Genomic DNA, 19,380 nt, shown 5'->3' with positions numbered 1-19,380 from the left:
CTCAACGAACCCGTCGAACCGAGGGCACCCGCGTCCGTGGACGCGCGGAGCGCGTGGTGTCGGCCGTGCTGACCGCGACGCACGAGGAGCTCGGGCGTGTGGGCTACGGCGCGCTGCGCATCGAGGATGTCGCGGCGCGCTCAGGGGTGAACAAGACGACGATCTACCGGCGCTGGCCGACGAAGGCGGAGCTCGTCGCAGCATCCATGCGTGCGGCCGCCGAGGAGGAGGAGTTCCTCGATACGGGCACGCTGCGCGGGGATCTCCTGACCGTGGTGATGAGGACCGTGCGGACGTGCCAGACGCCCACGGGCCGGGGCATCGTGCGGATGATGCAGATGGAGCGCGCGGATCCGGAGGTCGAGGCCCTCTCGAGGATCCTGCGCGATCAACGCCGGCGGCGTAACACGGCCTTGCTCGAGCGCGGCATCGCGCGCGGCGAATTGCCCGCGGGCGTGAATACGGAGCTCATCATCGACCTGATCTTCGGGGGGATCTATACGCGCCTCATCCATCGCGGCGAGGACGTCAGCGAGGACTACGCCGCCGCGGCCATCGACACCGTGATCGCGGGCGCATGCGCAGGTGCGGCGCGCCTTTCGAACGAGTCACAGCAGCAGAAGTAGCCAGAGAGGACGATATGACCACGTCATCGAACGAAACGAGCGCAGAGCACGCGGGCAAACCGGACACGAAGGAAGTGCCCGTGCTGGAGTCCGTGGTGCTCGACCGATCCGATCCCGAATTTCTCGCCCGATCTCCCGAGATCTACGCGGAGGCGCGGGCCAAGGGGCCCGTCGTGCGCGCCCGTCATTATCCCTTCCCCCGAGACGAAGAAGAGCGCAAGAGCGTCGCTTCGGGCCATCGCCCGGTCGGCGACGTGCTCTTCGTGAGCCATTACCAAGAGGCGGCGGGCGCGCTGCTCGACGATCGCCTCGCTTCCGACCCCTACGCGCGGATGACGCCGGAGCAGCGGGCGCACATGCCGCCGGTGCCGGAGGAGCTCCGGCCCATCGTTTACTCGCTCCTCATGCTCGATCCGCCCGACCACACGCGGCTGCGCAAGCTGGTCCAGCCGAGCTTCAATGCCCGCGTGATGGAGGCGCTCCGGCCCCGCATCCAGCGCCTCACCGACGATCTGCTCGACAAAGCCGAGCGAGAAGCCGCCGCGCGCGGCGAGTCGGGGCCAGAGCGGCGGATGGATCTGATCAAGGCATTCGCGTTCCCGCTGCCGGTGACGGTGATCAGCGACATGCTCGGTATCCCGGAGGAGGATCGCGAGACCGTCAGTCGCCTGGGGGAGCTCCGCATCGAAAACCGGGACCCCGTGGCCATGCAGGAGACGCGCAAGCAGCTCGTGCAGTTCAGCCACTACCTCGTCGAGCTGTTCGAGCGGAAGCGGCGCGCGCCGGCGGACGACATGATAAGCCAGATGATCCAGGCCCAGGAGGACGGCGACAAGCTCAATGACAGAGAGCTGCTCTCGATGGTGTTCCTCCTCTATTTGGCCGGGCACGTGACGACGGTGAACCTCATCGGCAACGGGGTCGTCGCGCTCTTGACCCACCCTGAGCAGCATGCCCGCTTCAAGGCGGATCCGGCGGGCCTCGCCAAAGGCGTCGTCGAGGAGACGCTCCGGTACTGGGGGCCGGTCGATTACCTGGGCGCCGTGCGCACCGCCAAGGAGGACATGGAGATCGCCGGGGTGTCGATCCCGAAGGGAGGGCAGGTGATGCTCGGCCTCGGCTCGGCCAATCGGGATCCCGCGCAATTCGATCATCCCGAGACGTACGATATCTCGCGCGCCGATGCCCACCGTCACATCGCCTTCGGCAAAGGCATTCACCTCTGCCTCGGCGCGCCGCTCGCGCGCATCGAGGGGCAGATCGCCTTCGAGACGCTGTTCCGACGTTTCCCCGATCTACGCCTCGCCGTACCGGCCGAGACGCTGCGCTGGGGCGGCGCCGCGGGGCTCCGCGGGTTCCGGGAGCTGCCGGTGCTGTTCTAGTCCTACGCCGCCTGCGCGGATGGAGCCGCCGGAAACCACAGCCGGAAGGTCGAGCCCTGGCCCTGCGCGCTCTCCACGGCAATGGTGCCGCCGTGCGCCTCCATCAGCCCCTTCGTGATGTAGAGACCCAGGCCGAGCCCCGTGTTTTTCTCGCGCGCTCGCTGGGCCTGAGAGAAACGGTCGAACAGCCTGCCTAAATCCGCCGCCGAGATACCCGGGCCGCGATCCTCGACCGAGAGCCCCGCGCCTCCTGCCTCCGGTCGGATGGTCACCCGGATCGGCGCGCCGGCGCCCGAGTACTTGGCGGCGTTGTCGAGCAGGTTCGTGAGGATCTGCGCCAGCCGGGCCGGGTCCACGAAAACCTCGGGCACACAGTCCTCCACATGAAGGGTCACCGGGTGCTGTCCGAGGGTCGGCTCGATTTCTGCGAGCAGCGAACGCGTCGCCTCCTCCAGCGACACGGGCAGGCGATCGAGAGATAGCCGCCTGAGCTCGATGCGAGAGACGTCGAGCAGGTCCTGCGTCATGCGCGAGATCCGGCTGCCGATTCGACGCAAACGTTGGAGTTGCTGCACCGATACGACGACCGAATCGTTCTCGGGTTTTGCGAGCAGCGCGTCCAGAATCAGCGTCATGGCCGCGACGGGGTTGCGGAGATCATGAGCGATGACGGCGGCGAACTCGTCTCGCAGGCGGTCCATTTCGCGATGGGCCTCCTGCGTGCTCTCGAATTGCTGGGCGTAGGCGATGGCCAGCGCCGATTGCGCGGCGAAGAGCCGGACCATACGCTCGTCCTCCTCCGTGAACTCGACGCCGCCGTCCTTGTCGCAAAGGTAGAAGTTTCCGAACACCTTTTGCCCGATGAGCAGCGGGACGCCCAGGAAAGACGTCATCGCGGGGTGATGCGCGGGGAAGCCGACCGACCGCGGATCGGCGTGGATATCCGCCACCCGGCTGGGCCGCGGTTCGTTGATGAGCGCGCGCAAAAGCCCTCGGCCCTCGGGTAAACTGCCGATGTCGCGGGCGACCTTTTCGGAGACGCCCACGTAAACAAAGTCGGAAAGGCCGGTGCCCTTGGCGTCGAGCACTCCCAGGGCGCCATAACGGGCGCGGGTCAGCTCGCAGGCCTGCTCCACCAGGCGGCGCAGCAGCTCGCGCAGGGGTATGGCGGCCTCGATGGCCATGGCCACGTCGCGGAGCAAGCGCAACCGGCGGGCCTCGCGGCGTTCGGCATCGCGCTGCCGGGCTTGCCGCAGCCCGAGAGCACAGGCGCCCGCCACGCCCCGGAGCAAGCGGCGCTCGATCGGGCTGAGCTTCCCCGGCTGCCGCCGCGCGAGCCCCAGCACCCCGACCAGCTCGCCCCCTGCGTTCAGGGGGAACGCCGAGACCGCGTGGAGCCCGAGCTCGAGCAGGCGCAGGGTGCCGCGGAAGGTGCCCTCCGGCAGATCCTCGATGCGCGCGATCTCCTGGATGTCGCCGGTCTCGGCTGCCAGCCCCGCGACGGTGGTCGCCAGGTTCAGATTGTAATCTTGCGCGAATGCCGCGGGAACCCCGACCGAGGCGACCAGCCTGAGACGTTCACCGCCCTCGGTGGCGATGAGAAACACGGCATCGGAGCGAACGGCGGCGGCCACCTCGTCGAGCAGCCCATGGGCCAGGGCCGAGGGTTCGTCCGCGCTGAGAAGCGCGGCGCCGATGCTGGCCACGAGGTCGGCGAGCCGGATCGCGAAGGGCTCGTCGGCGACGTTTTCGAACGCGAGCAGCGCCTCGCCGGCCGCCGCGCGGCAGCGCACCAGGAGCAGGAGACGGCGGGCGGTCTGTTGATCGTACCAGACCTCCTCGTCGCTGAAGGACTCGCCGCGAAGGGCACGCCGCCACGGCAACTCTTTCTCGGGGAGGACCGCCCGGCTGCCGAGCCGGGATACCTCGAAGCGCTCCGACAGCCGTTCCGGGGTCGGTGACTCCATCTCCAGGAGCTCGCTCAAGGACGCGCTCGCCAGGACCTCACCCGTGCTGGTCAGCCTCATCATTGGCCAGGGGAGCAAGGACTCCACGATCATGCAGCAGCTCTTGGTACGCCCGAGGGCAACCGTCGAGGCGTGAAACTCACCGCCCGCTCGATGCGCGCGGAGGAGCCGTGGGCGCGATTCGCAAGCCGAGCTTCCCGAGGGCGCGCGCGAGCCCGGCTGCGAGGCTGCTCCGCGTCGACAAACCCGAAAGATCCACGCCGAGCGCGAGGACGGTCCGTGCGACCGCGGGCGAGAGCCCGACGAGGACGAGCTCGGCGCCGAGCAGCCTCGTGGCCTTTGCGGTATTGAGGACGTGTTCTGCCGTCGCCGCGTCGAACACCCCGACGCCCGAGATATCGACGATCACCACCCGGGCCTGCTCCGCGACGATGCTATCGAGGAGCTTTTCGGTGAGCGCCTGCGCGCGATTCTCGTCGACGATCCCGACGAGCGGCACGACGAGAATCCCCTCGTGGACGGTCGCGATGGGCGTCGAGGCTTGACGGATCTGCTCGAGCAGCTGCGTCTTGTCCGCGTAGGCCGCCTGGAGCTCGTCGAGCTGCGCTTTCATTTGCCGCACCTCGATTTCGACGGTCTGTTCCTGGAACACCCGCTCGCGCTGGACCAGGAGATACATCGGGCCGGAGAGCGCGACCTGGAAAAGCCATGATTCGACGAGGCCCCTGCTTTTCGCATCCACGTCGGGGGCCTCTGCCATCGCCGCGAGCAGGGCGCTGCGCAGCGAGGTCGTGAGCAGGCGCAGATCGTAATGTCCGAGCCCTTTCGGAGCGAGGTCCTCGATCAAGCTACCGAGGACGTCGCGTCCCTCCCCGTCGCCCTCGGCCGCGAGGTCCTTGCGGAGGGCCGTGAGGAGGCGCGACACGGCATCGCGCGTCGCGTCCGGGCCGATGGCCCGGAAGATCGTGCCAGCGCGCGAAACGAGGCGCGACGACAGATCCTGCGTGAGCGCGTCGGCCGAGCGATCGAGCCGTGCGAGCAAGGTGGCGCTCATCGTGGTCCCTCGCGTCGATCACCAGCTCACGCGGTAAATGCAGGAGGGCGCGCCGTGCTCCATGCACCCCGTCGCGCCGTGCTCGACGAGGGGACGTGCGCCGACGCGGCTGCAGCAGCCCTGGATGATGCCGATGTTGAGCGCGCAAGGACCCGCCGCCGTCCAGTCGAGCGTGGCGCTGCGGTCGTCGTCGAACGTGCACGTGATCCCGCCGATGCTCGGCCCGCGCGCATTCAGGCGGTATGCCGCGTCGAGGCCCGACAGCATGCTGCGGACGTCGTCGAGGCCCGGCGGGAACACGGCCGCCTCGATCATCTTCTTGCCGACCGCGAGGATGGCGCTCGGCCCGATCCGCGCGACGACCTCGCCGTAGACGACGTTGCAGCCCCAATGAAGATCGTACCAGCGGTCGGGCTCGATGCGGTCGACGCCGCAGCTCTTCAGGATCTTCTCGACGAGCGCTTCCGAATGGCCGAGCGCAAGCAGGAGCGACTGCAGAGCAGCGCCCCGGTATTCCCCCTCGTACTTGTTCATGTGACTCCCCCCGGGATGCCGCGTGGCGCCCCTTCATTCCCCCCGGCGCCATCCTATCCCGGTGGGCGGAGTTCTCAAAGGCCCAAACGGGCGCGCGCCTTCACGGCTTCGTCGGGAAAATCGCTGAACACCCCGTCGATGCCGAGGCGGTAGAAGACCTCGTACTCGGCCGCCGGGGTCGCGCCGTAGTCTTCGGCGAGGAACATTCCTTCGCTACGGAAAGTCCACGTATGGACGAACAGGCCTTTCGCGTGCGCGCGCGTGACGAGATCCGTCGGCGCGAGCGCCTTTCGATCCGCGTCGTCCACGGTCCCGTCGCCATTGACGTCGTCCGCTTCGCCGTCGCCGTTCGCGTCGACGCCCTCCACGGACACGATGTACCGCTTCCACGGCGACACACCGTCCGCGTATGTCGCGACGAACGTGAGCCCCTCATCGGTGAGCAGATCGGCGAACGTACGCGGATCGTTCTGCTTCGCGAAATCGTACGGTTTGTCGTGAGGCGGCGCGAGCTTGATTTTCCCGTCGAGCGCGACGCCGTCCGCGTCGACGAGCTGCACGAGCGGGAGCGACGTCTTTTGCCGCAGGTATTGCAGATTTCCGACCTCGAACGACTGGATGATCACCTTCGCGCCTTCGCCCGTGAGCCCGGCCTGCTCGAGCGCCGCGAGGAGTTTGTCCTCGAGCGGCAGGCCGAGGTCCGCGTGGTAGGTCGGGTGCTTCGTCTCCGGGTAGATGCCGATCACGCGCCCGGTTTCCTCCGACTTCTGCTTGGCGAGCGCGATGATTTCTTCGAGTGTCGGGATCTCGTACTTGCCATTGTGCTCCTGCGGCCTGTAGCTCCGCGGCTGGACGGCGCGGAGCTGCTTGATCTCCGCCAAGGTGAAATCGCTCGCGAAAAACCCTTCGACGGGGGCGCCGTCGACGGTTTTCGTCGTCTTCCGATCCGCGAACTCGGGCTTCGACCCGACGTCGGTCGTCGTCGAGATTTCGGGCTCGTGGCGGGCGATGAGGTGACCGTCCTTCGTGGCCACGAGGTCCGGCTCGATGAAATCGGCGCCTTGCTCGATGGCGAGCGTGTAGCTCGCGAGCGTGTGCTCGGGCAGGTACCCGGAGGCCCCGCGATGGCCGGTGACGAGCGGTTCCTTGCCGTTCAACGTCTTCCAGACCTCGGGCGGGGTCGCATCCGGACCCCCGCTGCTCGTCCCATTGCCGCAGCCGACCAGGAAGGCCAAAAGGAGCACGCCGAGGACGGCCGTCCTCGCTTCGACGCAATTCGTTTTCATGAGAATCCTCGCCGTGGATTGCAGGCGGCGGAGCGCCGCCGCGCCGATGGTCTCGCGATGCGGGGGCGATGGCAAGGCGCTTCACGCCGAAGTCACGGTGGCTTCGCGAGCGCGACGCGGAGAGCCTGCGCGCTTCAGGAACGCCTGAGCGGCGTCAAGCCGCCAGCGCTACATCCATCTCGGGCAAGAGCCGCCCGTGCGTCGCCCGATACAGACGCACCGTGGTCTCCCCATCCACCACGGCTTCCGCACCAAAAACACGCGGCGATGCGCCCGCCCGGATCGATCGATTCTCTGATCGATGCGCATGTCCATGCGCCACGTAGAGCCGCTCGCAGCGCGCGAGCAGCGTGTCCATCGCCTCGTGCGCCTGCAATCCGTCGACCCAGTGCCATGCCGCGATCGCGTGCCGCCCCGGAGGATGATGTTGCGCCGAGAGGACCACCTTCCAGGTGAAATGAGGATCCTCCGCGAGCTTGCCGAGCCGCTCGAGGGTGTCCTGCTCGATGAGGCCACTCGATCGCGTCACGGGCAAGGGCACGGCGGTCGATACGGGTACGATCAACGCGTCCCGGAGCTCGGTCATGGCGCCTCGCCGGCTCGTCGTTGCATAGGCGCGGAGGGGGCCTTCGAGGGCACGCGCGAAGGCCCGCCCATCGTCGTAGAGATCGTGATTGCCGGGGACGAGCGTCACACGCTCCGGCGAGAGCTTGCTTTCGGCGAGCACCTCCGAAAGCACCTCGAACTGCGCCGACACGCCATCCTCGGTGAGGTCCCCCGTCACGATCACGTGATCCGCGTCCGTCATGCGCGCGCGTACGAGCGCGTCCAGCGCGCGCTCGCGCCGCCGACGCGCGCAGGGCGATCGACCGAACGTCAAATAACGCAGCCTCCACCGCTCCATACCGCTGCGGCTGTCGTGGCGATCTTCCAGCAAATGCAGATCCGTCACATGAGCAATCCGCGTCATGGCGCGCGAGCATGCACGGCCAAGTTGACATTCCTGCGACGGCCACGAAAAACCTCGGCGAAAGCTCCGTCGCCGATTGTCACACGAGCAGACACCGGAATGTGACGAACGACCGCTAGCGTGCCCTCCCGAGGTGAAACGATGAAGAGCACACTGGTGGCGCTCCTCGCGGGGGGAGCCCTCTCGTCGATCGGGATGACCGTGGCCTCGCAATGGGCCGCGCTGCGGATTCTGGGTCGGGTCCCATCCGGGGAACGGCCGACGCCGCCGATCACGATCCTGAAACCGCTGAAGGGCGTGGACGATGGGCTACTGGACAACCTGCTCTCCTTCGCGTCCCAGGAATACCCCACATACGAAGTCCTGCTCGGCGCGGAAGACGCGGAGGACCCGGCGCTCGCCGCGGCGCGCGAGGTGATGGCGCGTGTTCCCCATGCGCCGTTCCGGATCATCCATTGCCCGCGCCGGACGGGCATGAATCCCAAGGTCAGCATCCTCGAAGCGCTCGCGGCCCGCGCGCGCCACGAGCACGTCCTCATCTCGGATTCGAACGTGCGTGTGGGGCCGGGCTATTTGACCGCGATGGCTGCCGAGCTCGCGGATCCACGCGTCGGCCTCGTGACGAGCATCATCGTGGGCACGGCGGAACGAACCCTCGGGGCCGCGCTCGAGAACTTGCACCTCAACTCGTTCATCGTGCGCTCGACGCTCGCGGCGAACGTCTTCATCGGGCACGCGTGCGTCATCGGGAAATCGATGCTCTTGCGGCTCGGTGATCTCGCCGCGGTGGGCGGGTTCGCCTCGGTGCGCGACGTACTCGCCGAGGATTATCTGCTCGGAAAAGCGTTCCAGGAGGCGGGCTTTCGCGTCGCCGTGTCGACGGAGCCGGTGCGCACCGTGAACGAGCGCTGGCGCCTCGATCGGTTCGTGAGTCGGCATGTCCGCTGGACCCAAATGCGAAGGCGCGTGCACCTCGGTTCATATCTGGTCGAGCCGCTCTTCAATCCCGTCCCGCTTCTCCTCTTGCTTTCCATCGTGGCCGGCGGCGCGCTCGCGTGGACCGCGCTGCTCGGCGTCGCGCTGAAGGTCGCCCTGGATGCGGCGCTCTGGTCACGAATGCGTGGCGAGGGTATGTCATGGCGGTGTGCCTTCCTCGTGCCCTTCAAGGATGTGCTGGCCACGTGGACGTGGGTCGTCGGGGGACTTCGGCGCACGGTGGATTGGCGGGGCAACCGGATGCGTATCGGCGAGGGCACGCGGCTCGAACCGATCCACGGAGCTGTGAACGTGAGCGAGCAAGCGGAGGTCGCCACGATCGTCGATCAACGATGGGCCGCGTGATCCGCGTCGGTGTGGGGCGCCTGCCGTGGGCCCGAACCCCGACGAGCCTCGAATGAAACGGCCCTGCAACGATGGGGTGACAATCATGTGAAAGCCGGCCCAGGGCAGGGGGCTCGGGTTGAAGTTTCCGCGGTCGTTCATCTACCCTGAACAAACCACCGCAGAAGCTTGCCTGCGTACCCTGGACCTCGATGCGATCCTCCATTCTCCTTGCCCTCTCCTGCGCCCTCTGCGTCGCGCTCGCGGCCCCGTCCGCGCTCGCCGCCGGCCCGAAAAAGCAGCCCACCAAGGAGGAAATGCAGGAAGCGCAGCGTCGCTACCAGCGTGGTCGCGAGCTTTACGAGGACAACGACTTCACGGCCGCGCTCGTCGAGATCCGCCGCGCGTACGAGCTCGCGCCGAGCTACAAGCTCCTCTTCGACATCGGGCAGATCTGTTATCAGCTCCCGGATTATCCCTGCGCGCTTCGCAGCTTCAAGCAATACCTCGAGGAGGGCGGCGGGGAGATCAACCCGCAGCGCCGCGCCGAGGTCGAGAACGACGTCCGCAAGCTCGAAGGCCGCGTCGCGACGCTCAAGATCACCACGCGTCGGCCAGGCGCCGAGATCCTCGTGGATGACGTGGTCGTCGGCAAGACCCCGCTCGACGCGCCCGTCATCGTCGGCGCAGGTAAACGCAAGGTGACGGCGCGCGTCGAGGGCGCCGAGCCGGTGACCCGGGTGATTGAAGTGGCCGGCACTGACGTCGTCGATGTCGCGCTCGACGTGGGCGGCGGGAGCACCGCGGCCGCACCTTCATCGGGCGACGGGACGTCCGCGCCGGGCTCGGGTGAGCCGGGTGGGGACAAGGGCGCGGGGCGCAAAGTGCCTGTCGTCCCCTGGATCATCACGGGCGCGCTCGCTGTCGGCACGGGTATCGTCGGAGGCCTCGCGCTCCGCGCCAGCTCCGATTACCGGAGCCAGCTCGACACGTTTGGCACGACGCGCCCCACGCTCGACGAGTCGTATGGCAACATGAGAAACCTCGCCATTGCGACCGACGTCTTGCTCGGCGCCACGGCGGTCGCGGGCGTGACTTCGTTGATCCTCACGCTCACGGCCGGGCCGAGTGGTCCCAAAAAGGCCGGGCTCGTCCCTGTCCACGTCGGCGTGGGCCCAGGCAATGTGTGGATCAAGGGCACCTTCTGATCGAAGCTCGTACGGGACGAACATGAAAGAGACCAAGGTCCAATCGCCGCATCGTCGCGGTCAGCCTCCCGCCTTTGGCTGGCTCCTCGTGGCTCTCGCGTTTCTGGCCATGGCGGGACTCGCGGGCGCCTGCAACCTCATCGTCGAGGGCGCGACGGATCAGTGCACCACGGACGCCGATTGCAGCAAATTCGGCAATGGCTCCGTCTGCCAGGAGGGCGTGTGCGTCCTGCCCGGCGGCTCGAGCTCGAGCAGCGGCTCGGGCGGCTCGGGCGGCGGGGAGGCGTGTTTCTCCGGCGAGCCGACGAACGACGAGCAGTATCTCAACAAATGCACGGACGCCACGTGCGTCGATTTCGACAATTGCGCCCGTCTCGGGCTCTGCAACGGCGCCGCGTTGCCCCCGCTCGTCGAGCCAACCCCCGTTCCTTGAGTCTTCCCGAGGCATGGTCATGAACGAGATCCGATTCCCCAGCACGAAGACGATGCGTCATCTCGGGGCCGCGCTCGCCCTCGGCCTCGCGGCGACACTCGTGGCGGAGGGCGCATCCGCCGTTCCCACGAAAAACTGCTTCGACTCCGTCGAGCGACCCAAGGTCGTCTACGTCGCCGGATCGAGCGCGGTGAGCGGCTTCCTCGGCGTCATTCAGGGTATCCTCGCGGCCGAGGGGTCGCCGTATACGATCGTGTATCAGTCGCAGGGCTCCTGCACGGGCGTCTCGGCGGTGTATTCCGAGGACCCCGCCGCGCGGCTCATCAAGGACATCCCGGCCGCCGGCGGCAAACCCGCGAACTATGCCAGATTCTACAACGCCGACGGCACGACCGAGGAGTGCTTCCTCGATCCAGCTGGCAACACCGTCGACGTCGGCGTCTCCGACGTGTACGCCAACACCTGCGATTTCCCCACGGCGCCCGCTGGTGTGCAAATCGCCGATTATCAGGGCCCGATCCAGCCGATGACCTTCGTGGTCCCGGCCCTCTCGACGCAAAAATCGATCAGCGCGGAGGCGGCGTACATGATCTTCGGCACGGGCGGCCACATGGGCGCCGCCGCGCCGTGGACGGATCCCACCTATTATTTCGTTCGAAATGCGAGCTCCGGCACGCAGCAGATGATCGCGCGTGCCATCAACGTGCCTGCCGACAAATGGTGGGGCAAGGATCGCGGCGGATCGAGCGCGGTTCGCGACGGACTCAAGATCCTCCTCGACGCCTCCCTCGCCGAGCAGGCGATTGGCATCCTCTCGACGGACGTCGCGGACGATGCCCGCTCCGATCTGCGCGTCCTCGCATTCAAAGCGTTCGGGCAGAATTGCGGATATTACCCGGATTCGACGCCGTTCCTCTTCGACAAACGGAACGTGCGCGACGGGCATTACCCGATCTGGGGCCCCCTTCATTTCTACACCCGCGTCAGCGCGGGCATTCCCACGGAGCAGGCGGGCGTGCTCGTCACCCGCTTCGCCGCGCCCAAGCTCTCGAATGCGCTCGTCGAGGCGATCACGAAGAAGCACCTCGTCCCCAAGTGCGCGATGCGCGTCGACCGGTCCGCGGAGATGGGCCCGCTGAAGACGTACACGACCGACTCGCGCTGCGATTGCTACTTCGAGGAGATCGTCAACGGAAAGACGAGCTGCCAGGCGTGCACGCAGTCCTCGGAATGCCCCGCGAGCGCCCCCGCCTGCAGCTACGGTTATTGCGAAATGCCGTGATCGCCCCCGCTCGGCTCGATCACCAGGGACTCTGGCCGTCGCCGAGCGCGCGCTTCTTCCCCGTCGTCGTGGCCGTCGGCGCAGCCGTATTGAACGGATCTCCATCCCCGAGCTTCCGCTTGGCGCGTGTGCTGGTTGTCGCGGTGGACGCGGGCGCCGGCGGCGGCGTGGGCGTCGCCGCCGGCTCTTCGGACGGCTTTTCGCCCGTCGCCGTATTGTTTGCCTGAGCTGCGCCGCTCTTCGGCTCCAGCACGAGTTCGATCTTCGCGTCCTTGTCGAAGGTGACGATCTGCGCGGCCGATCGATGATCCCGCGCCTCCGCATGGACGCGGTGGCTCGCTCCATCCGCGGGGAACTTGCCGGTGAACGGGTTCGTCGGCAGATGCGCGCCGTCGAGGAAGAGCTCCGCTTGTGCCGGGATCGCGCGCACCTTGATCTCCACCATCGCCGTCCCTTCGGGCGCGTTTGTCGTGGCAATCGATGCCGTTCCGACGGGCGCGGCCGACGGCGCCGGTTGCGGAGCCGCTTCCGCTTGCGTGCTCTCGGCCAACGGCGCCGCCGCATTCGGGGCCGGCGTCCTCGACTTCATGAACGCGAACGCGCCGATCGCCGCGGCCAGGACGATCGCGGCGCCAATGATCATGCTCCCTCGGTTCGACACGGGGGCCGCCGCCACCTGCATGGTCGTTTCTGGCGGCGCCCCGGGGGGCAAGCTGCTCGGGCCTGGAATACGCGCGTTCGATCCCGTCGCGCCCTTCGGATTCGATCCCGAGCCGTTCATGCTGTGCCGCCCGGAGCCTCCGAGGTTCGGGATACTCAGCGAATCGGGGGCCGCGTCGGGCGGGCCCGCGACGTCGGGGATCGCCAGCCTTTCCCCCGATTGTTGCGCCTTCAGCTTGCTGATCTGCTGGTCGATCACCCTCCGGATGTCGGCCCGTTTGTCCCCGAACGCGCCCGTCACGTAACGACCCACGTCCTCGCTCGAGACGCGCAGGCCGGCTCGATCCAGATACGCGAGGATGTCGGCGCGCATCTCGGACGCCGTCGCGTATCTATCGGCCGGATCTCGGGCCATCGCCTTGGCGCAGATCCGATCGATCTCCTCGGGCGCGTTTGGCTCCACGTCGTGGACGCGGGGATATTCTCCCGTCGCGAGCCTGTGGAGCACCTCGATGTCCGTGGCCTTGTCCCAGAGCTTGCGGCCCGCGGCGATTTCCCAGAGCACGATTCCGAGCACGAAGACGTCGGCGCGCCGATCGAGCGGCTTGCACCGCGCCTGCTCGGGCGCCATGTAGCCGACTTTGCCCTTGACGATGCCGGCGCGTGTCTCGCCCGAGCGCACTTCGGACTTCGCAATGCCGAAATCGAGGATCTTCGTGTGCCCGTCGTACGTCACGAGGACGTTGTGCGGGCTCGCGTCGCGATGGACGATGTGGAGGGGCGTGCCGTCGTAGTCGGTGAGCTCGTGCGCGTAATGCAGGCCCGCGAGCGCGTCCGCCACGATACGATAGAGCAGCCCGGGCGGAGGCGGGTCCTTCTTCGCACGATTGATGATGCGGTTGAACGGCTGGCCCTCGAGGTACTCCATGGCCATGAAGTATTCCCCGTCGGACTCGCTCACCTCGAAGGTCTGCACGACGTTCGGGTGGTTCAGCCGCGCCGCGAGCCGCGCCTCGTCGAGGAACATCTCGACGTGATCGGGATCCTCGACGTAATCGCGCCGGAGCCGCTTCACGACCTGCAGCTTGTTGAAGCCGGCCGGGCCGGGGACGACCGCGAGGTAAACGTCCGCCATTCCGCCGTGACCGAGGCTCGCGATGAACCTGTACTTGCCTATGCTCGAATCGCCGTCGTGATGGGGCAGGGGCGGGGCAGCAGACACGGCGTCATGATCCGCTCGTTCCGGTGACGAAGCAAGCACGATCCCGTGTTTCGCGTTTTTCTTCGCGCTTGCAAACGTGACGAGTGTCACGCCGTGAAAATCGTGGCGCGCGGCGTCGATGTGGTTGTCACACAATCGTAACGAGAACGTCGACAACGTGAAACTTGCGTATGCGTCACGCAATCGTGACAGGCTCCACGCCGCTCCGCAACGGAGACGCGTCACCCTCGCGCGCGACCGTTCCAAGAGGAACGAATCAAGCGAGGTGCTTGCGAATGAAACGAAGGATTGCTGGAGCCGGGCCGCGCCATGTCTTCATGTTCGCGAGCGCCGGTGTGCTGCTCGCCGCAGCGCTCGGGGCCTGCGGGAGCGACGGGAAAGACGGGGCGAATGGTCGGGATGGCCTCGACGGGCAGGACGGGGCGCAAGGGCCGCAGGGCGAAACGGGCCAACAAGGGGAGCAGGGGCCGCAGGGTGATCCCGGGGCGCCCGGGGAGCCGGGGACCCAAGGGCCCGAGGGCAATCCCGGGGCGCCCGGGGAACCCGGTCCGCAGGGACCCGCGGGAGAGCCGGGGATCACGTGGCCGGACCCTTCGCGGCCGCTCTCCGGAATGGTCGCGCTTGCGTTCATGGATGACCTCGGCACGGGCGCGGCGGATCTCGGCCAGTACGTGCGGACGCGCGTGGATCAAGTCGCGAAGGGCACCTTGCCGCCCGGCGTGCAGTTTCCGTTGGCCAATGCGGCGACCGACAGCGTGCGCGCCATTGCGGGCCTCTCGGGCAACGTGGTCGCGACCTGGCTCGATCCCCTCACGTTCGATCAGAGTCACACCGCGCCGCGGTTTGGCGCGAACAACGACTACGTCGCGTTCTTCGGGGACGGCTGGGACGCCGCGGCCGGCGCGGCGCCGCAATGGAACGGCAGCGGGGCCTCCGGCTGGATGTGGGTCAACCACGAATACATCTCGAACACCGCCCCGACGGCGACGACGGCTCCGGTGGGGCAACACCTCACGCTCGCGACCTATCTCCGGTCCATGGGCGTCCTCGAGAATGACGTCACCTCGAACGAATGGTCGGACGCGAGCCGCTCGACGTACGTGCAGGAGGCGAAGCGGCAGAACGGCGGCTCGTGGTTCCACGTGGTGCAGGATCCGGCTTCGGGCGAATGGGAAGTTGATCGCGGTGCGAAGGCGGTGCGGTACGACGCGACGAGCCATACCCTCTTGCGCATCACGGGCATCACGGCGGTCGCCGACGATCACGACGATCAGGGCAATGCATTGCCCTCCGGTGTCGTCAGCGGCATCATGGGAGATTGCTCCGGAGGACAAACGCCCTGGGGCACCGTGATCACCGCGGAGGAGAACGTCCAGGATTTTTATGGTGATCTCGAGGCCTTCTGGACCAGCGAGCAGAAGCTCGTCCTCGGGGCCGGAGCCGATCCGGGGGGGCCGATCACGTTCGAGACGAAGGCAAGCCCGACGAGCGAATATGGGATGTCGCCGGATCCGCTGACGCACCACGCGCGGGATCTGTATGGATACCTCGTGGAGATCGATCCCGGGCAGCCGGAAGGCGAATACGAGGGCAAGACCACGAAAGGCGTGGGGCACAAGAAGCTCGGCGCGATGGGGCGCGCGCGCTGGGAAAACGCGACGTTCGCGGTCGACGCACAGTGGAAGCTCGTGCCGAACCAGCGCATCGTCGTCTATGCCGGGGACGATCGACGGAGCGGCCGCATCTTCAAGTTTGTCTCCAAGAACCCGTACACGGCCGGCATGACGAGGGCGGAGACACGCGCGCTGCTCGACGAGGGCTCGCTTTACGTCGCGCATTTCGCCGGCCTCGACAGCACCACCGGCATCACGATGCTCGCCACGGGGCAGGCGCCGACGGAGTCGCAGCCGGGCACGGGGCAATGGATCCTCCTCAGCACCACGAGCACGGCAATCGCGCCGAACGCGGCCGCGCTGGGCGAGCCCGGCAAGACTGTGGGCGCCGCCCTGATGGACATCGACTACAATGGCCTCGGCGGCTTCCTGAGCGACGACGACGTGCGCCGCGCGCTCTTCACGGCCTGCGCGAAGGTCGGCATCATGGAGCTGAACCGGCCCGAGGACGTCGAATACAACCCGAAGGATCCGAGCGGCACGCCTCGGCTCTACGTGGCCTTCACGAACCACGGCCGCAAGACGCAGCTCGATCAGCAAGGCAAGCTCATTGCGCCCGCGGAGCACGACGCGACCTCGCCGAAGCGCCCCGACGCGCTCGGAAACGTCTTCGCATTCCAGGAGGCGAATCCGGCCGATCCGGGCGCGTCGACGTCCTTCACGTTCTTCCGTGTCTGGGCGGGCACGAAGGCCGCAGGACCGTACGACGCGGCAAACCCGGACAACCTCGTCATCGATCGGGACGGCGGCGTCTGGTTCGGCACGGATGGCAACTTCGGCACGAACAAGACCGCCGACGCCATTTATTTCCTCGACCTCGATCCGGCGCACGCAGCGGGGCAGCCCGGCGTCGTCTCGGCGACGTTTGGCAAGGCGTTCCGCGTCGTCGCCGTGCCGAGCGACGCGGAGGCCACCGGCCCGGCGCTCGGTCCGGACATGCGCACGCTTTTCGTGAGCGTGCAGCATCCCGGCGAGAGCGTATGGAGCGTCTGGCCGAACGGAGGGTAGAGCCATGAAGAGGACGCACGAAGCTCGCCCCGGATCGTGGCTCGCCGTCACGCTTTTGTTGTCCCTGGCGGCGGCGGCTTCGTGCGGCCGCCGCGAAGAGCGCGGCGCCGAGGCCGGATACGACCCGCTCGCTCGCGCCCGCGAGGCCGCGGGGCGCGTGCTGAACCCCGAGGCCTCGGTGCCGCCGCTTTGTTATACCAAGACGAACGGCACCTCGAATCCTTGCTGGGTCTGCCACACGAGCGCCCATGGTCCGAATACACGCTCGGACTGGGAGCTCCAGGCCGAGTATTCGTTTTCCGAGGCGGCCCAGAAGAACCACTACGAAAACCTCTTCGTCGATCGAACGGCCGACATGGCGACCCTTTCGGACGAGGAGATTCTCCGCTACGTCCGCGAGGACAATTATGGTCCGCTTCGGCGCGCACTCGCCGGGGCCCGAGGATTCGAGGGCTACGTGCCGGACCTCGACCTCGAACGTGGCTTCGACGAACAGGGATTCGCCAGGGACGGGAGCGGCTATCGCGCGGTGCGGTACAAGCCCTTCCCCGGCGCGTTCTGGCCGACGAACGGCAGCACCGACGATGTCTTCATCCGTTTGCCCGAGCCCTTTCGACGGGACGTGCAGGGAAACACGTCCCGCGTGATCTACGCGCTCAACCTTTCGCTGCTCGAAGCCGCGATTGCCTCGGATCCCGATGCCCCGACGGATCGAATCGATCGCGAAATCGAACCCGTCGACGAGCGCCTCCTCGGCTTCGACCTCGACGGCGACGGGGCCCTCTCGCCCGGCGTCACGCGCGTGCGGCGCTTGCCGAAGACCTACGCTGGCGGCGCGTCGAACGTCCCACTCGAACGAGGCCTTTATCCGCGCGGCGTCGAGTTCTTGCATTCGGTCCGCTACCTCGACCCCGACGCGCCCGGGTATGCCGCGCGGCGAATGAAAGAACTCCGGTATGCGAAGAAGGTCCTCGCCCCCGATCGATGGGCGCTCCTGCGCGCACAGGAGAAAGAGCAGGACGAAAAGGACGAGGGGCTCCTGCCGGTGTATGCCGGGTCGGCGATGAGCGGCCTTCGGAATGCTTTCGGCTGGCAGCTCCAGGGGTTCCTCGAGGACGAGGCAGGGCGGCTGCGCCTCTCGACGGACGAGGAGCATCGGTTTTGCATGGGCTGCCATTCGAACCTGGGCGTGACGGTCGATCAAACGTTTTCGTTCGCCCGCAAGGTGCCCGGCGAAGCGGGCTGGCGCGTACAAGACCTCCGCGGAATCCCCGACGTTCCGCAACTCGGGCACGCGGAGCCCGAGGTGCTCGTGTATCTCCAGCGCGTCTTTGGCGGCGACGAGCTCCGGGCAAATGACGAAATGACGGCGCGGTTTTTCCCGGGCGGCACGCTCGCCGAGGCCGAGGTGAGGCGTGCGGCCCCCGGCGGCGATCGAGATCTTGCTTTCCTCCTGCTCCCGTCACGCGCGCGTGCGCTCGCCCTCGACAAGGCCTATCGCGTGCTCGTACGCGGGCAGCGCTTCGATCTCGGCCGCGACGCGCTGCCCACGGCCGCGGTGAACGTGCATGCCACCATCACGAATGGCTCGACGGGGCTCGGAGAAGCGAATCGGATTTACAGGGACGGCCGCCTGCGCCTCGATTGGGGGGTGGCCAGGCCCCGGTGAGAAAGGCGCGCCGACCGGTGGCTACACGTTTTTGCGGTCCGCTGCGCGTGGCCGCGCGAGCCGCTCCTCGATTTCGGCCTTGTCGATACGGAGCCCGCCGGTGAGATACGTCTCGAGGAAACCGAGTCGGTCATTGCCCCAGAAGAGCTGATCGTCGACGAGGAACGTGGGGACGCCAAAGACGCCCTCGGCGATGGCCTGTTCGGTGTTCTTGCGGAGGCGCTCCTTCACCACTTTCTCTTCGGTGGCGGCGAGCAGCGCGGACCCGTCGAGGCCTGCGTCATCGGCGATGGCGCGGAGCTCGGCGTCGTTCATCAGGTCGCGCCCATGTTCCCACGTCGCGACAATCAACGCGCCGGCGAGGCTGCGCCGCGCCTCGGGGTCGTCGAGGGCGGCGCACATGCGCTGCGCCTTGAGCGGATTGAATGGATGTGCCGGCGGGCCCGTGTAGGGCCGCTTCAATGTCATGGCCCAGCGCGCGATGTCGTGGAGCATGTGGACGCGCTTCGATGGAATCTCCGCAGGCCCCTTGTTCTCGTTCGCCTGGAGGAGCCCCGCGAACAGCACCGGCTGGAGGTCGAAGCGCGCGCCCGTGCGCGCCTCGACCTCGGGAACCTGGGCCCACGCGAGCCAAACGTACGGGCTGATGACGTCGAAGTAGAACCGGACGGTACGCATGCGGAAAAACGATAGTACGTACCGCTCGGGCTGTCGACGATTCGATGCTCGTCCGGTCGTGAAGCGTCAGCTGCCGCAGACGAGCCAGCCATTCTGATTCGAGATGTCGCCGCGGCAGGCGCGCGCATTCGGCAGACAACTATAGTGAGCGCGACCGTTCCGCGTCCGGCACTGCGAGCACAGATCCCCGTTTCGCTTCCATTTCTAGTCCCAGCACGTGCGCTCGAACGAATGCGTCCTCGCCTCTGCGACCCGCGTCGGTGCCATTCCGACCCCCACGGCCGACAGAGACAGGAGCGCCAGCGTCGTGATCACCTTTTTCATGATTCCCCTCCCTTTTCGGTTGGTCACCCTCTGCATCTCCTTGGGCGAACGACCGGACGGGGCAAGTGGGAGGATCGGGCACCG

General features: G+C 67.3%; 15 protein-coding genes. 8 read left to right on the top strand and 7 right to left on the bottom strand.

All coding sequences use genetic code 11. The features are described 5' to 3' along the window. Positions 1-56: 56 nt before the first annotated feature. Entirely contained in the window at positions 57-626 is a 570-nt protein-coding gene (locus tag KEG38_RS28395; RefSeq protein ID WP_272418713.1) for a TetR/AcrR family transcriptional regulator, read from the top strand. 14 nt (positions 627-640) lie between these two features. Then, positions 641-2,008 (top strand): cytochrome P450 family protein, encoded by a 1,368-nt coding sequence (locus KEG38_RS28390; RefSeq protein ID WP_272418714.1) that lies wholly within the window; start codon positions 641-643, stop codon positions 2,006-2,008. A gap of 2 nt (positions 2,009-2,010) precedes the next feature. Here KEG38_RS28390 and KEG38_RS28385 read toward each other — a convergent pair whose 3' ends face one another. The 5 genes from KEG38_RS28385 to KEG38_RS28365 form a co-directional block, all read right to left on the bottom strand. Continuing rightward, a complete protein-coding gene (locus tag KEG38_RS28385; protein ID WP_272418715.1) occupies positions 2,011-4,068 on the bottom strand; it encodes a sensor histidine kinase in 2,058 nt (685 codons plus the stop codon). Between the two features lie 46 nt (positions 4,069-4,114). After that, on the bottom strand, positions 4,115-5,029 hold the full coding sequence (locus tag KEG38_RS28380; RefSeq protein ID WP_272418716.1) for an STAS domain-containing protein: 915 nt from the start codon (positions 5,027-5,029) through the stop codon (positions 4,115-4,117). An 18-nt stretch (positions 5,030-5,047) separates the two neighbouring features. Next, positions 5,048-5,563, bottom strand: a complete 516-nt coding sequence (locus tag KEG38_RS28375) for a hypothetical protein (protein ID WP_272418717.1) — start codon at positions 5,561-5,563, stop codon at positions 5,048-5,050. 74 nt (positions 5,564-5,637) lie between these two features. Next, positions 5,638-6,849 (bottom strand): glycerophosphodiester phosphodiesterase, encoded by a 1,212-nt coding sequence (locus KEG38_RS28370; RefSeq protein WP_272418719.1) that lies wholly within the window; start codon positions 6,847-6,849, stop codon positions 5,638-5,640. 154 nt (positions 6,850-7,003) lie between these two features. Continuing rightward, the gene (locus KEG38_RS28365; RefSeq protein ID WP_272418720.1) at positions 7,004-7,819 is read right to left on the bottom strand and encodes a metallophosphoesterase family protein; all 816 of its coding nucleotides are present in this window, start codon (positions 7,817-7,819) and stop codon (positions 7,004-7,006) included. A gap of 141 nt (positions 7,820-7,960) precedes the next feature. Between KEG38_RS28365 and KEG38_RS28360 the strand changes: the two genes are divergently transcribed. The 4 genes from KEG38_RS28360 to KEG38_RS28345 all read left to right on the top strand — a co-directional run bounded on the left by KEG38_RS28360 (position 7,961) and on the right by KEG38_RS28345 (position 12,062). Continuing rightward, positions 7,961-9,160: a glycosyltransferase gene (locus tag KEG38_RS28360; protein WP_272418721.1), complete on the top strand. Its 1,200-nt coding sequence runs from the start codon at positions 7,961-7,963 to the stop codon at positions 9,158-9,160. 191 nt (positions 9,161-9,351) lie between these two features. Beyond that, on the top strand, positions 9,352-10,347 hold the full coding sequence (locus tag KEG38_RS28355) for a PEGA domain-containing protein (protein WP_272418722.1): 996 nt from the start codon (positions 9,352-9,354) through the stop codon (positions 10,345-10,347). Positions 10,348-10,369: 22 nt separating this feature from the next. Continuing rightward, on the top strand, positions 10,370-10,780 hold the full coding sequence (locus KEG38_RS28350; RefSeq protein WP_272418723.1) for a hypothetical protein: 411 nt from the start codon (positions 10,370-10,372) through the stop codon (positions 10,778-10,780). Positions 10,781-10,799: 19 nt separating this feature from the next. Continuing rightward, positions 10,800-12,062: a type 2 periplasmic-binding domain-containing protein gene (locus tag KEG38_RS28345; protein WP_272418724.1), complete on the top strand. Its 1,263-nt coding sequence runs from the start codon at positions 10,800-10,802 to the stop codon at positions 12,060-12,062. A gap of 19 nt (positions 12,063-12,081) precedes the next feature. On the opposite strand, the gene KEG38_RS28340 is transcribed toward KEG38_RS28345, so the two are convergent. Next, complete coding sequence (locus tag KEG38_RS28340; protein WP_272418725.1) at positions 12,082-14,100, bottom strand: serine/threonine protein kinase; 2,019 nt, start codon at positions 14,098-14,100, stop codon at positions 12,082-12,084. A 119-nt stretch (positions 14,101-14,219) separates the two neighbouring features. On the opposite strand from KEG38_RS28340, the gene KEG38_RS28335 reads away from it, so the two are divergent. Together KEG38_RS28335 and KEG38_RS28330 are read left to right on the top strand one after the other, a co-directional pair. Continuing rightward, positions 14,220-16,625, top strand: coding sequence for a PhoX family protein (locus tag KEG38_RS28335; protein ID WP_272418726.1), 2,406 nt, complete (start codon positions 14,220-14,222; stop codon positions 16,623-16,625). A gap of 4 nt (positions 16,626-16,629) precedes the next feature. Then, on the top strand, positions 16,630-18,294 hold the full coding sequence (locus KEG38_RS28330) for an Aq_1262 family (lipo)protein (protein WP_272418727.1): 1,665 nt from the start codon (positions 16,630-16,632) through the stop codon (positions 18,292-18,294). A 21-nt stretch (positions 18,295-18,315) separates the two neighbouring features. On the opposite strand, the gene KEG38_RS28325 is transcribed toward KEG38_RS28330, so the two are convergent. Further along, complete coding sequence (locus KEG38_RS28325) at positions 18,316-18,972, bottom strand: 2-hydroxychromene-2-carboxylate isomerase (protein WP_272418728.1); 657 nt, start codon at positions 18,970-18,972, stop codon at positions 18,316-18,318. Positions 18,973-19,380: the final 408 nt, after the last annotated feature.

This window comes from Polyangium jinanense, from assembly GCF_028435265.1.
Classification (GTDB): domain Bacteria; phylum Myxococcota_A; class Polyangia; order Polyangiales; family Polyangiaceae; genus Polyangium; species Polyangium jinanense.
This window is presented reverse-complemented; position numbering and strand designations above follow the sequence as displayed.

Bases quoted from the DNA above. Each gene is read 5' to 3' on its own strand.
- KEG38_RS28355 (WP_272418722.1), top strand. From the start codon at position 9,352: ATGCGATCCTCCATTCTCCTTGCCCTCTCCTGCGCCCTCTGCGTCGCG.
- KEG38_RS28370 (WP_272418719.1), bottom strand. From the start codon at position 6,849: ATGAAAACGAATTGCGTCGAAGCGAGGACGGCCGTCCTCGGCGTGCTC.
- KEG38_RS28360 (WP_272418721.1), top strand. From the start codon at position 7,961: ATGAAGAGCACACTGGTGGCGCTCCTCGCGGGGGGAGCCCTCTCGTCG.
- KEG38_RS28375 (WP_272418717.1), bottom strand. From the start codon at position 5,563: ATGAACAAGTACGAGGGGGAATACCGGGGCGCTGCTCTGCAGTCGCTC.
- KEG38_RS28380 (WP_272418716.1), bottom strand. From the start codon at position 5,029: ATGAGCGCCACCTTGCTCGCACGGCTCGATCGCTCGGCCGACGCGCTC.
- KEG38_RS28325 (WP_272418728.1), bottom strand. From the start codon at position 18,972: ATGCGTACCGTCCGGTTCTACTTCGACGTCATCAGCCCGTACGTTTGG.
- KEG38_RS28350 (WP_272418723.1), top strand. From the start codon at position 10,370: ATGAAAGAGACCAAGGTCCAATCGCCGCATCGTCGCGGTCAGCCTCCC.
- KEG38_RS28335 (WP_272418726.1), top strand. From the start codon at position 14,220: ATGAAACGAAGGATTGCTGGAGCCGGGCCGCGCCATGTCTTCATGTTC.
- KEG38_RS28365 (WP_272418720.1), bottom strand. From the start codon at position 7,819: ATGACGCGGATTGCTCATGTGACGGATCTGCATTTGCTGGAAGATCGC.
- KEG38_RS28345 (WP_272418724.1), top strand. From the start codon at position 10,800: ATGAACGAGATCCGATTCCCCAGCACGAAGACGATGCGTCATCTCGGG.
- KEG38_RS28385 (WP_272418715.1), bottom strand. From the start codon at position 4,068: ATGATCGTGGAGTCCTTGCTCCCCTGGCCAATGATGAGGCTGACCAGC.
- KEG38_RS28390 (WP_272418714.1), top strand. From the start codon at position 641: ATGACCACGTCATCGAACGAAACGAGCGCAGAGCACGCGGGCAAACCG.
- KEG38_RS28330 (WP_272418727.1), top strand. From the start codon at position 16,630: ATGAAGAGGACGCACGAAGCTCGCCCCGGATCGTGGCTCGCCGTCACG.